Consider the following 12,106-nt stretch of genomic DNA (forward strand, 5'->3'; position numbering starts at 1 on the left):
CCCCACCAACTGCGTCATAATGGGCCAACTGCGTCATAATGAGAACGTGTCGGTTAATTCGATTCCCACCAGCGCCAACAGGGGCTAATATGGCGCCAAAGCGATAAGGCGATATGGCGTCGACACAATCTTCCGAAACCCTGCATGCTACCAGCGTGGCGATTGACGGCCGGGCTGTCCTGCTCTGCGGCAGCAGCGGCATGGGCAAGTCCGACCTGGCGCTGCGCCTGATCGATCGCGGCGCCGTGCTGGTGAGCGACGACTATACCCGCCTGCTGGAAATAGAGGGACAGCTGTTCGCCCGCGCGCCTGACCGGATCGCCGGCATGATGGAGGTGCGGGGCCTGGGCCTGGTCGGCATGCCCCATGCCGACAATGCTCCCGTTGCCCTGGCCGTCGACCTCAGCGACGATGTGGAGCGCATGCCGCTTGAGACCGCGCAGCGCGCGATTGCGGGCGTCGACATCCCTGTCGTCCGCCTCGCCCCGTTCGAAGCCTCCACCCCGATCAAGGTCGAACTCGCCGTCAGGAAGCTGGGCCTGAAAGGCGCGGACCCATTGTGAGCCGGATCGCGCCGAAGACCATCCTGCTGGTGTCCGGCCTGTCGGGCGCGGGCAAGACGACCGCGCTCAAGACGCTGGAGGATATGGGCTGGGAAGTGGTCGACAATCTGCCGCTCGTCCTGCTCGACCGGCTGCTCGACACGCCCTTGCCGGAGGGGCATGAGGAAGGGACGGACCGTCCCTTGGCGCTGGGCATCGACGCGCGGACGCGCGGCTTTGACGCGGCCGCCATCGTCCAGCGGATCAAGGCGCTGCGGACGCGCCATGGCCATGATGTGGACACCCTGTTCCTCGACTGTTCCGGCCAGGAACTGGAGCGCCGTTTCGCGGAGACGCGCCGCCGCCATCCGCTGGCCACCGACCGTCCCGCCCGTCATGGCATCGCCCGCGAACGGGAATTGACGGAACCGCTGCGCCGCTGGGCCAATCAGGTGATCGACACCAGCAGCCTCACCAGCAACGGGCTGCAGCAGGAAATCCGCAACCGCTTCGCGCAGGAGGGGCTGTCGGACCCGGTGCTGACGATCATGTCCTTCGGCTATTCGCGCGGCGTGCCGCTGAACGCGGACCTGCTGTTCGACATGCGCTTCCTGCGCAACCCGCATTGGGAGGATGCGCTGCGGCCCAAGACCGGGCTCGATCCCGACGTCGCCGCCTATATCAAGGAAGATCCCGCCTATGATGAGGCGGTCGGGCGCATCGAACAATTGCTGGCCCTGCTGCTGCCCCGCTACGCGGAGGGCGGAAAAAGCTATGTTACCGTAGCGTTCGGTTGCACGGGCGGCCGCCACAGGTCGGTCCATGTGGCCGAACGCGTCGCCAGATACTTGCAAGATGCGGGCTTTTCGCCCACGGTCTCGCACCGAAATATGGAATCAGCGCCCCAGGACGCCCTGGAGAAGCGCGGACCGGGAGGCCCGAAAGCGTAATTCATGAAAAACAGGTGGGCCACGCAAGCAAGATGATTGGATTGGTACTCGTCACCCACGGGGCGCTGGCGACGGAATTCGTTGTCGCGATGGAGCATGTGGTCGGTCCGCAGCAGCAGATCGAAACCATCTGCATCGGGCCTGAGGACGACATGGAAATGCGTCGCACCGACATCGCCAACGCGGTGGCGCGCGTGAACGATGGAACCGGGGTCATCCTGCTGACCGACCTGTTCGGCGGCACCCCGTCCAACCTTGCCATATCGCTGCTGAAGGCCGGCGAGATCGAGGTGATCGCGGGCATCAACCTGCCGATGCTGATCCGCCTGGAAAGCGCGCGCAAGGTCATGGACGTGCGCCAGGCCGTCGCCGCCGCGCGGGAAGCAGGTCAGAAATATATCAGCGTCGCATCGGAACTGTTGGGCAGCACCACATGAGCGAAATCAGCCAGGAAGTCAGGATCAGCAACCGGCGCGGCCTGCATGCTCGGGCCAGTGCGAAATTCGTGACCCTGGCCAGCGGCCTGCCCGCGCAGATCACGGTGCGCAAGGATGGCAGCGAGGTCACCGGAACCTCCATCATGGGCCTGATGATGCTGGGCGCGGCGATGGGCGACAGCATCACGATCAGCGCCAGCGGGCCTGAGGCGGCCGATTCGCTGGGCAAGCTCGTGACCCTTGTCGAAGACAAATTCGGCGAGGAATAGGACAGGCTGCACCCGTCAAGTCTTTGTCAGACGGGGCAAAACGACTATCACAGATTAACGGCGAACGAGAATCCGGTGCGCGGAAGGGGCGCGCCGCCGGTTGAGGACGGTTGGCAATGCTCGATCCCAAGCTGATGGACGAACCGGCGCGCCTGGCCGCGCTCAACCGCTATGAGGTCCTGGACACGCCGCGGGAACCCTCTTTCGACCGCATCACCGATCTGGTCCGCAGCATTTTGGGCGTGCCGATTTCCGCCGTCTCGCTGGTGGATACGGACCGGCAATGGTTCAAGTCGCTGGCCGGACTCGACGCAACGCAAACCTCGCGCGATGTCGCCTTCTGCGCGCACACCATCCGCCAACGGGCGCCGCTGATCATTGCCGACGCCCAGGAGGATGAGCGCTTCCGCGACAATCCGCTGGTGACGGGGGATCCCAATATCCGCAGCTATGCCGGCATCCCGCTGGAAACGCCCGACGGCTATAATATCGGTTCGCTCTGCGCGATCGACACCGTGCCGCGGGAGTTCGACCCGGCGCAGATCGCCATCCTCAGGAATCTCGCGGCGCTGGTGGTCGAACAGCTCGAACTGCGCCGCATCGCGGAGCGCGATCATCTGACCGGCGCGCTCAGCCGCCGCGCTTTCCTGGGCGAAATGAACCGCGCCATCGCCCTGTTCGAACGTCATCAGCGGCCCGCCAGCCTGCTGCTGTTCGACATCGACCATTTCAAGCATATCAACGACACCTATGGCCATCCTGCCGGAGACCAGGTGATCCGTGGCATCGCCCAGCTCTGCACCGGCCTGCAACGACCCAGCGATTCGCTCGGCCGGCTGGGCGGGGAGGAATTCGGCATATTGCTGCCCGAAACGCCCATAGAGGACGCCGCCAGGGCGGCGCAACGCTTCTGCGACGCGATCGCCGCCGCGGAAATAGCCGGCACCCCGCCGCTGCGCGCAACCGCCAGCTTCGGTGTAGCGGAACTGCGCGGCGACTGGCCGACCGGCGAAAGCTGGCTGGCGGTCGCGGACATGGCCCTTTACGAGGCCAAGCGTTCCGGTCGGAACCGCGTCGCCGTCGCGCGGCACGGAAGCTCCCACGCCACCTGAAACGCTGCCTTGATGGGACGGAATGGAGGCCTTGGCCCCGCCTGATCATGGACGGAAGAAGCGCAGCTTAGGCGACCATCGTTCCGACACAGTAATATCCGTATGAAAGAAAAGGGCGAGCTGTAAAGCCCGCCCTCTCCGCATAACAGCTTCAAGCGATTGCGATCTGCCGGGTCCCTCGCGACCGTTCCGATCGCCTGGAAAGCCCTTTAGGACGGATCGACGTTCAGATGATGACGAGCCGAAAATGGTGGTTTTTCGTGACCCGGCGCGCAGCCTACTTCCAGTAGGTGAGCACCGGAAGCACGAAAGGCCGACATTTGCAGGCCGTCAGGGCTGAATGTCGATCCGTCCTTAGTAAACGCGCGCCTTCGGCTTGATATATTCCGCCTCGTCGGTGAGTGTATAATCGTGCACCGGACGGTAATCGAGCGACACCTTGCCGCCCGTGCCGCCCCAGCCCTCGAACCAGCTCACGGTGTGCTTCATCCAGTTTTCGTCGTCGCGGTTCAGGAAGTCCTCATGCGCATGGGCGCCACGGCTTTCCTTGCGGTTTTCCGCGCTGACCATGGTGCAGACCGCCTGGCTCATCAGATTGTCCAGCTCCAGCGTCTCGATGAGGTCGGTGTTCCAGATCAGCGAGCGGTCGCTGACGCCGACATCCTGCATGCTGGCATTGACCTGCACCATCTTCTGCACGCCTTCCGACAGCAGCGCGCTGTCGCGGAACACGGCAGCATGCTTCTGCATGGTGTGCTGCATTTCCAGGCGGATCTTCGCCGTGGGCGAGCCACCCTTGGCATTGCGGTAGTGGTCGAGGCGCGAAAGCGCCAGATCGGCCGCATCCTTGGGCAACGGACGGTGCGTGCCGTTGGGCTTGATCGTTTCCTTGAGGTGCAGGCCGGTTGCGCGGCCGAACACGACCAGGTCGATCAGCGAGTTGGAACCCAGCCGGTTCGCGCCATGGACCGACACGCAGGCCGCTTCGCCGACCGCATAGAGGCCCGGCACCACCACTTCCGGATCGTCGCCGACCTTGGTCACCACCTGCCCATGATAATTGCAGGGAATGCCGCCCATATTATAGTGGACGGTCGGCGTCACCGGCAACGGCTGCCGGGTCAGGTCGACGCCCGCGAAGATCTTGCCGCTTTCGGTGATGCCCGGCAGGCGTTCCGCCAGCACCTTGGGATCGATATGGTCGAGGTGCAGGTAGATGTGGTCCTTGTTCGGACCCACGCCGCGCCCTTCGCGCATTTCCATCGCCATGGAGCGGGACACGACGTCACGCGACGCCAGATCCTTGGCCGACGGCGCATAGCGCTCCATGAAGCGCTCACCCTCGGAGTTGGTGAGGTACCCGCCCTCGCCGCGCGCGCCTTCGGTGATCAGCACGCCCGCGCCGTAAATGCCGGTCGGGTGGAACTGCACAAACTCCAGGTCCTGGAGAGGCAGACCCGCGCGCAGTACCATGCCGCCGCCGTCGCCGGTGCAGCTATGCGCCGACGTGGCGGAGAAATAGGCGCGGCCGTAACCGCCCGTCGCCAGCACCACCGCCTTGCTGCGGAAGCGGTGGATCGATCCATCCTCCATGCAGATCGCGATGACGCCCCGGCATTCCTTGCCGTTCGGGCCGTCTTCCATGATCAGGTCGATGGCGAAATATTCGATGTAGAAGTCCGCGTCATACTTCAGGCTCTGCTGGTACAGGGCGTGCAGCATGGCGTGGCCGGTACGGTCGGCGGCGGCGCAGGTGCGCTGCACCGGCGGGCCGGCGCCCATATTCTGCATGTGGCCGCCGAACGGACGCTGGTAAATGGTGCCATTGTCGTTGCGGCTGAACGGCACGCCGGCATGTTCCAGCTCGATCACGGCCGCCGGCGCCTCGCGCACCATATATTCGATCGCGTCCTGGTCGCCCAGCCAGTCCGACCCCTTGACGGTGTCGTACATGTGCCAGGTCCAGTGGTCGGGCGAATTGTTGCCAAGGCTGGCCGCGATGCCGCCCTGCGCCGCCACGGTGTGGCTGCGGGTCGGGAACAGCTTCGTGATGCAGGCGGTCTTCAGGCCCGCTTCCGCGCTGCCCATGGTGGCGCGCAGACCGGAACCGCCAGCACCCACGACGACCGTGTCATAGCTGTGGTCGATGATCTTGTAGGCTTCGCTCATTATTTGACGATCCCCGTGAAGGCGATCTTTGCGATCGCGAAGATGCCCGCGGACGCGCCGCCAATGGCATAGAAGTTCAGCAGCAGAATGCAGAAGAAGCTGAGGCCCTTGTCGTGGACATAGTCCTCCAGCATGATCTGCATGCCCAGGCGCAGGTGATAGAAGATGCTGACCAGCATCAGCATCAGCGGCACGGCGACCAGCGGCTGCGCGATCCAGTTATGGACGCTCTGATAGTCAAGGCCCGGCAGCGCGATCAGGCTGATCAGCAGCCACAGCACCAGAGCCAGGTTGCCGACGGCCGTATAGCGCTGCGCCAGCCAGTGATGCGCGCCATGCCTGGCCGATCCAAGACCGCGGACGCGGCCGATTCCGGTTCCGGTTCCCATCAGAATTTCCCCGTGCAGATGGCCGCCCAGAAGGCGACGGTGAGGAGCGTCGAGAGGACGAAGGTCAGCACTGACCAGGTCTTGTTGTTCTTGAGCTCATAGCCCGCGCCCAGGTCGAGCACGAAATGGCGAAGCCCAGAGCAGAGATGCTGGAAGAAGAACCAGCTAATGCCCGCCATCACAAGATAGCCGATCGGCGAAGTCGCGCAGGCGACGAAGGTCGCATAGGCATCCGGCCCGATGGCGGCGGCCATCAGCCACCACACCAGTCCCATCGCGCCCACCGTCGCCAGACCGTTGCCGGTCACGCGATGCATGATGGAAACAGCCATGGCTGGCCCCCATTTCCAGATCGTCAAATGCGGCGAGAGCGGCCGGCTCGTGGTTCGCGCCATATCTTCCCTACGTCCCTGATGTTGTCCCTCGAGTCTCGTCCCCTTAAGAGCGATATGCCGGGAGGGCAAGCCGCCCCGAAGGCGCGATCGACCGTTCGTTCCACAACAGGCGGAACATTTTGCCGTCCGACCACTGCAAATGCCGACTTTGCGCCGCCTGATGCGGACCAGCGGCTTCCTGCCGGTCAGGCGCGTTCGATATCCGTCGGTCCTAAGAAGTGATTAACCAAATGGCGCTATCACCCGAGCTGACAATAAGACCAGATCGGGGTTTTGCCGCACATGAATTCCGCCGCCACGTCCCAAAACGCCCTGCTTGCCATGATCAGGGATATCGACCCGCATGGAGAGCTGGCGCAGGGTCTGCGCCAGATTCGCGACCTGCTGGGTGAACAGGCGACCCTGGCCGCGCGCACCTTCTATGATGTCTATGTCGAGCAGAACGGACTGCGATCCAGGCTCAGTCCCGCCACCCTCGCCAAGATCGAGACGCAAGCGACGGAATATGTGCGCCACAAGCTGGGCCATTATGAGGCCGGGGAATGGGCGCTTTCCTCGGTTGCCTGCGTCCGCCATGCGCGCAAGCACGGCTCGCCCCTGCGCGCCGTTCTGATGCCGGTCGCGATCGCCAACGAGAAGCTGGTCGACCTCATCTGGGAACGCGCCGAGGATGAAGCCAGCCGCCGCCGGCTGGTGCAGATCATGATGCAGGTCAGCATGGTCGATGCCGGATTGATCGCGAATGTTGTGGCGGGCGACGAGGCCGAAGCGCAGCGGAACGAGCGCCAGCGCTTTGGCACGATGTTCGAACAGCGGATCATGGGCGAAATCGACGGCGCGTCACAGCTCGGCGAATCACTGCGCGAGCAGGCAAAGGACGCATCGGCCGCGACCCGCGGCATGCTGGGCAAGGCTTCGGAAGTCGCCGCCGCTGCGGAGCAATCCGCGCTTGCCATGCGCGAAGCCGCCCGGACCTCGGCCGGGCTGATCCGCGCCATAGAGGACGCCCGGACGGAGGTAGAGAGCGCAGCCGACGTGGCGCAGCGCGCGGCGCGCCAGTCGGGCGACGCGGTGGCCATGTCGACCACCCTGTCCGATCATGCGAAATCGATCGAATCGATCCTTGGCCTGATCCGCGATATTGCCGGTCAGACCAACCTGCTCGCACTCAACGCCACGATCGAGGCCGCCCGCGCAGGCGATGCCGGCCGCGGCTTTGCGGTGGTCGCGCAGGAGGTGAAGAGCCTCGCCAACCAGACGGCCCGCGCCACTGACGAAATCGCCGGCAAGATCGCGGACATCCAGGCCTCGACCCGCCAGTCTGTGGAAACCAACGAACGCATTCGCGACACGGTCGGCGAAGTGCAGGCCAGCGCGGAACGCATCCGCCACGCCATGGACGCGCAGGCGCAGACAGTGACGATGATCACTGCGGCTGTCGACGAAACCGCGCTGGCCGCCGACTCCATGTCATCGACCATCAGCGCGATCCGTCAGGATACCGAAGTGGTGGCCTCCGAAATCGACCAGCTGGAACGCGGCTTCATGAGCGTGGAAGGCAAGCTGTCCACCCTGCGCGCGGCGTCCACTGATTTCGGACGGCAAGTGGCCTGAGAGGCAATCGGGCTGGCGGATGCTCGTATCCGCCAATCCCGCGCATCAGGCTGCCGAAACTGCTGTCCGCCGCCTCAGCCCTGTTCCCAATATCCCCTAGCGCCAGTCGAAGGCCAAGGGCGCTTCCCTGAAGGCGAAGCGGTCGAGATGGTCCGCGACCACTCGCTTGAAACGCTCCACATCGGCGCCCTCCTGCGGTTCGATCGTCACGGTCAGGGCGTCGGCCCCGGCCGTCATCCGGATCGGTCCCATGGGAAAGGCGATGCTGCCTTGCTGCGCGTCAAAAGCGGTTTCGAACTTGTGACTCCAATGCTTGCATAGCTGCTGGAGATAGCGGCTGGCGTGCACGGTCGGCACATCCGCGGTCAAGGTCATCGTCAAAGCCTTTCGATCTTGCTGGCCGCATCGTCGATCAATGCAGCGACGTCGAACATGGTCTCGGCATCGGCGCCCTCCTTTTCAAGGCGCGCCCGGACCGCCATCCCCAGATTGTGCATAGCCCGGCGGATCGGCGCACCGTCGGTGCGCTCGGCCTTGCGGGCCAGCGACCGCAGCCGGTCCATGACCAGCGCCACCCCTTCCCCATGGTCGGACAGATGGGCCGCGCCCGCCTCGGTGATCGCGAACAGCTTGCGGCTGCTTTCGCCCGGCTGCTCGGCGATCAGGCCCATGTCGGCCAGCAGGGTCAGGGTCGGATAAACGACGCCCGGACTGGGCACATAGACCTCGCCCGACAGGGTTTCGATCTCCCGGATCAGGTCGTAGCCATGGCGCGGCGCGTCCGCGATCAGCTTGAGCAGGATGAGCCTGAGCGCGTCGTTGCCGAACAGGCGCCGACGCCCGCCGCCCCGTCCCCCGCCAAAATGTCCGCCTCTTCCGCCGCCATGGGGGGCTTCGCCAAAATGGCCCCCGAAGCCGCCCCGTTCCGGGCGCCCTGGTCCAAACATGGCGCCATGGCCGAAGCGGCGATGTCCACGGTGATGATGATGTTGATGCATATTCGAATCTCTAAACTGTTTCATGATAGTTTGAGATATATCTTAAAAACAGCAATCGTCAAGATCTACGATATATCTTTATTCGAGTTCCGATATTGGGTGTCAGGTGGCCTGATCCGGCCGTGGCAGGTTCCCGCCCGCATCGGGATCGATATCGTGGCGGACATTCGCCCACGAAAAAACCCGCCGGACGCTGATCCGGCGGGCACTTGATTGCGTTTTCGAAAACGATCAGTCGGGCTTCTTCGCCACGCTCACCAGCGCCGGGCGCAGCAGCCGATCCTTGATCATATAGCCCGCCTGCATCTCCACAAGAACCGTACCCGGTTCCGCGTCGGTGGAGGGCACCTCCATCATCGCCTGATGCTTGTTGGGATCGAGCGGCTGGCCGACCGACACCAGTTTCTCGATGCCGTTGCGGCCGAACACGGCCTCCAGCTCCCGTCCCGTCGCCTCCAGCCCGGCGACCAGGCCCTTGAACTTCTCGTCCTCGCGCAGATCGGCGGGGATCGCCTGCAGCGCGCGGCCCAGATTGTCCGCCACCGACAACATGTCGCGGGCAAAGGCCGTCGCGGCATAGGCGCGCGCATCGGCCAGTTCCTTTTCCAGCCGCCGCCGCACATTCTGCGTTTCGGCATGGGCGTAGAGCGCGTCCTGCTTCGCGGCCGCCAGCTCGTTTTCCAGGCCCGCTATCCGTTCCGCCGCCGCATCGCCGGCAGGCGCCGCGTCTTCGGGCAGTTCGTCCACGACTTCCATATTTTCGATATTCTGCTTGTCTTCGCTCATCTCATCAATCTCGACAGCGTCTGTGCGGTGAAATCCACCATGGGGATCACCCGTGCATAGTTCAAGCGGGTCGGGCCGATGACGCCGACCACGCCCACCACCCGGCCGTCACCGCTCCGGTAGGGCGCGGCTATGACCGAAGAACCGGACAGGGAAAAGAGCTTGTTTTCCGAACCGATGAATATTTTGGTCGCGCTGCCCGCCAGGGCGCCTTCCAGCAGCCGGGAAATCTCCTGCTTGCCTTCAAGCTGCTCCAGCAATTGGCGCACGCGCTCCAGATCGGCGGCGGTGCCGTCGTCCAGCAGGTTCGCCTGCCCCCTCACGATCAGCACCGGCCGGTCGTCGGCATCCCGCGACCAGAGCGCAATGCCCTGCTCCACCAGCACCCGCGCCGCGCCCTGCAGGGCATTGCGATCGCCCTCCACCTCGCGCCGCAGCGCCTCGCCCGCCTGCGCCAGCGTCATCCCGCCGAAACGCGCCGACATGAAATTGGCCGCTTCGTTCAGCATGATCGGCGTCACGCCCGCGGGCAGGTCGACGACGCGATTCTCGATCGATCCGTCCTGGCCCACCAGCACTGCCAGCGCCTGGCGGTCGTTCAGGGGAACGAAGCCGAATTGCCGCAGCACCGGCTCGCGCTTGGGCACCATCACGATACCGGCGCAGGCCGAAAGGCCGGACAGTGCGGCGGTCGCGGCGGACAGCGCATCCTCGATCGGGCCACCTTCGCTGATCCCTGCCTCGATCGCGCGCCGTTCCTCGAAAGAGGGTTCCGCAGCCTGCATCATGCCGTCGACGAACAGCCGCAGGCCGGTTTCCGTCGGCATCCGTCCAGCCGACGTATGCGGCGCGGCGAGCAGGCCGAGTTCCTCCAGATCCTGCATGACATTGCGGATCGAGGCTGGCGACAGGCTGAGCGAGGCTATCTTGCTGATCGTGCGCGAGCCGACGGGCAGCCCGGTGCCGAGATAACTCTCCACCACCAGACGGAAAACGTCGCGCGCGCGTTCGTTAAGTTCGGTGATCGGGGTGACCGCCATGACCCTTATCTAGGCAAGCATCGATCGCGGCTCAAGCCCGTCCGTCACCGACCCTTCGCATTCGTCGGCTTCACCATGGGGCCTACGTCCAGCATCCTGGGAATCGCGGAAATGGTGGCGCGCAGCTTGCCATAGCGGGCATCCATGCAGCCTGACTGGAATTCCAGTCGGGTGGGCGGCGCCTCTTCCCGTGTCCATTCTATCACATAGGCGGGCATGTCGGTGGCGAAGCGGACGCAGTTTTCCCCCTGGCCGATTCGCCTGGCCGTGCCCTGCGCCGGCCGGAACTGCGCCAGCGCCGCACGGAAGCGACGATATTGCGCCGGCGTCACGGTGAAACGGGTCGGACCGGGAATGGCGGTGAAACGCTGCGGCTCGATCAGGCCGGACCCGTCCGGGGTCACGCGCAAGGTGTAGCTGGGGCAGACACCAAAACAGGGACCAGCGGAAAATCTGATCGTGTCGCCCGCCAGCGTCGGCTTTTCCAGTTCCGCCTGCTCCATGGCGCATCCGCCCAGCAGGAGCGTGGCCGCCACGATCGATAATGCTTTCGTCCCCATGGCCGCTCTCTAGCATCTTTCGGCTGCATCGCCACTGGCATGATGGGCCGCCCGACGCTAAGCCCGCTCGACACAACGCTTCGGAGTAGAATATTTATGCGTCCTTCCGGCCGCGCGCCCGACCAGATGCGCGAAATCACCATGGAGCCCGGCTTCACCATCCATGCCGAGGGCAGCTGCCTGGTCAGCTTCGGCGACACGCGCGTGCTGTGCACCGCCTCCATCGAGGAAAAGGTGCCGCCCTTCCTGCGCGGCAAGGGATCAGGCTGGGTCACGGCGGAATATGGGATGCTGCCCCGCGCCACCCACACCCGCGGCAGCCGCGAAGCCGCCAAGGGCAAGCAGTCGGGCCGCACCCAGGAAATCCAGCGCCTGATCGGCCGGTCGCTCCGCGCCGTGGTCGACCTCCAGAAGCTGGGCGAGCGGCAGATCGTCGTCGACTGCGACGTGATCCAGGCCGATGGCGGCACCCGCACCGCCGCCATTTCGGGAAGCTGGGTCGCGCTGCGCATCGCCATCGACAAGCTGCTGGCCTCCGGCGCGCTTGCCGAAGATCCCATCGTGCAGAAGGTCGCGGCGATAAGCTGCGGCATCTATAACGGCACCCCGGTGCTGGACCTCGACTATGCGGAGGACAGCAATGCCGAGGCGGACGCCAATCTGATCCTGACCGGCGACGGCAAGTTCGCGGAAGTGCAGGCAACGGCCGAGGGCGCGACCTATGACGAGGAGGAGCTGCTGCGACTGCTGCGCCTCGCCCGCATCGGCTGCGCGCAGATTTTCGCGGCGCAGGACAAGGCGACCGGGAGATAATCCTTCCTTCCGCTCGTTTCCGGCGAGCGACG

General features: G+C 64.7%; 16 protein-coding genes. 8 read left to right on the top strand and 8 right to left on the bottom strand.

The genetic code is table 11. The features are described 5' to 3' along the window. Positions 1–113: 113 nt before the first annotated feature. The 5 genes from ACN9MX_RS06470 to ACN9MX_RS06490 all read left to right on the top strand — a co-directional run bounded on the left by ACN9MX_RS06470 (position 114) and on the right by ACN9MX_RS06490 (position 3,310). Positions 114–563, top strand: a complete 450-nt coding sequence (locus ACN9MX_RS06470) for an HPr kinase/phosphorylase (protein WP_363734444.1) — start codon at positions 114–116, stop codon at positions 561–563. After that, entirely contained in the window at positions 560–1,492 is a 933-nt protein-coding gene (gene rapZ / locus ACN9MX_RS06475; RefSeq protein ID WP_363734443.1) for an RNase adapter RapZ, read from the top strand. Before ACN9MX_RS06470 ends, rapZ begins: the two co-directional genes overlap by 4 nt. 32 nt (positions 1,493–1,524) lie before the next feature. Further along, a complete protein-coding gene (locus tag ACN9MX_RS06480; RefSeq protein WP_363734442.1) occupies positions 1,525–1,929 on the top strand; it encodes a PTS sugar transporter subunit IIA in 405 nt (134 codons plus the stop codon). Then, the gene (locus tag ACN9MX_RS06485; protein WP_363734441.1) at positions 1,926–2,198 is read left to right on the top strand and encodes an HPr family phosphocarrier protein; all 273 of its coding nucleotides are present in this window, start codon (positions 1,926–1,928) and stop codon (positions 2,196–2,198) included. Before ACN9MX_RS06480 ends, ACN9MX_RS06485 begins: the two co-directional genes overlap by 4 nt. Before the next feature lie 116 nt (positions 2,199–2,314). Continuing rightward, complete coding sequence (locus tag ACN9MX_RS06490; RefSeq protein WP_426387393.1) at positions 2,315–3,310, top strand: sensor domain-containing diguanylate cyclase; 996 nt, start codon at positions 2,315–2,317, stop codon at positions 3,308–3,310. Between the two features lie 354 nt (positions 3,311–3,664). On the opposite strand, the gene sdhA is transcribed toward ACN9MX_RS06490, so the two are convergent. From sdhA to sdhC, 3 genes are read right to left on the bottom strand one after another with little or no spacing between them, the layout of a single operon-like run. After that, positions 3,665–5,479, bottom strand: a complete 1,815-nt coding sequence (sdhA, locus tag ACN9MX_RS06495) for a succinate dehydrogenase flavoprotein subunit (protein ID WP_426387394.1) — start codon at positions 5,477–5,479, stop codon at positions 3,665–3,667. Further along, on the bottom strand, positions 5,479–5,868 hold the full coding sequence (gene sdhD, locus ACN9MX_RS06500; RefSeq protein ID WP_133654817.1) for a succinate dehydrogenase, hydrophobic membrane anchor protein: 390 nt from the start codon (positions 5,866–5,868) through the stop codon (positions 5,479–5,481). Before sdhD ends, sdhA begins: the two co-directional genes overlap by 1 nt. Next, positions 5,868–6,200, bottom strand: a complete 333-nt coding sequence (sdhC, locus tag ACN9MX_RS06505; protein ID WP_414714622.1) for a succinate dehydrogenase, cytochrome b556 subunit — start codon at positions 6,198–6,200, stop codon at positions 5,868–5,870. Before sdhC ends, sdhD begins: the two co-directional genes overlap by 1 nt. Positions 6,201–6,545: 345 nt before the next feature. Here sdhC and ACN9MX_RS06510 point away from each other — a divergent pair, with 345 nt between their 5' ends. Further along, entirely contained in the window at positions 6,546–7,877 is a 1,332-nt protein-coding gene (locus ACN9MX_RS06510; protein WP_363734437.1) for a methyl-accepting chemotaxis protein, read from the top strand. A 96-nt stretch (positions 7,878–7,973) separates the two neighbouring features. Here the strand turns inward: ACN9MX_RS06510 and ACN9MX_RS06515 are convergent, their stop codons facing one another. Then, positions 7,974–8,252 (bottom strand): DUF2218 domain-containing protein, encoded by a 279-nt coding sequence (locus tag ACN9MX_RS06515; RefSeq protein WP_363734436.1) that lies wholly within the window; start codon positions 8,250–8,252, stop codon positions 7,974–7,976. 2 nt (positions 8,253–8,254) lie between these two features. Next, the gene (locus tag ACN9MX_RS06520; RefSeq protein WP_363734435.1) at positions 8,255–8,875 is read right to left on the bottom strand and encodes a PadR family transcriptional regulator; all 621 of its coding nucleotides are present in this window, start codon (positions 8,873–8,875) and stop codon (positions 8,255–8,257) included. Between ACN9MX_RS06520 and ACN9MX_RS06525 the strand changes: the two genes are divergently transcribed. Then, positions 8,831–9,088, top strand: coding sequence for a hypothetical protein (locus ACN9MX_RS06525; protein WP_426387527.1), 258 nt, complete (start codon positions 8,831–8,833; stop codon positions 9,086–9,088). The genes ACN9MX_RS06520 and ACN9MX_RS06525 overlap by 45 nt on opposite strands. Positions 9,089–9,106: 18 nt before the next feature. Here the strand turns inward: ACN9MX_RS06525 and grpE are convergent, their stop codons facing one another. Genes grpE through ACN9MX_RS06540 form a run of 3 tightly spaced genes read right to left on the bottom strand, consistent with a single transcriptional unit; the run spans position 9,107 to position 11,261 of the window. After that, positions 9,107–9,661: a nucleotide exchange factor GrpE gene (gene grpE, locus ACN9MX_RS06530; RefSeq protein WP_363755193.1), complete on the bottom strand. Its 555-nt coding sequence runs from the start codon at positions 9,659–9,661 to the stop codon at positions 9,107–9,109. Then, a complete protein-coding gene (gene hrcA, locus ACN9MX_RS06535) occupies positions 9,658–10,701 on the bottom strand; it encodes a heat-inducible transcriptional repressor HrcA (RefSeq protein ID WP_363734433.1) in 1,044 nt (347 codons plus the stop codon). The genes grpE and hrcA overlap by 4 nt, the downstream gene beginning before the upstream one ends. Positions 10,702–10,745: 44 nt before the next feature. Next, positions 10,746–11,261, bottom strand: coding sequence for a DUF6438 domain-containing protein (locus ACN9MX_RS06540; RefSeq protein WP_363755195.1), 516 nt, complete (start codon positions 11,259–11,261; stop codon positions 10,746–10,748). Positions 11,262–11,357: 96 nt separating this feature from the next. Here ACN9MX_RS06540 and rph point away from each other — a divergent pair, with 96 nt between their 5' ends. Then, positions 11,358–12,074: a ribonuclease PH gene (rph, locus tag ACN9MX_RS06545; RefSeq protein ID WP_363755197.1), complete on the top strand. Its 717-nt coding sequence runs from the start codon at positions 11,358–11,360 to the stop codon at positions 12,072–12,074. Positions 12,075–12,106 lie beyond the last annotated feature (32 nt).

This window comes from Sphingobium sp. R-21 (genome assembly GCF_049913335.1).
Classification (GTDB): Bacteria; Pseudomonadota; Alphaproteobacteria; order Sphingomonadales; family Sphingomonadaceae; genus Sphingobium.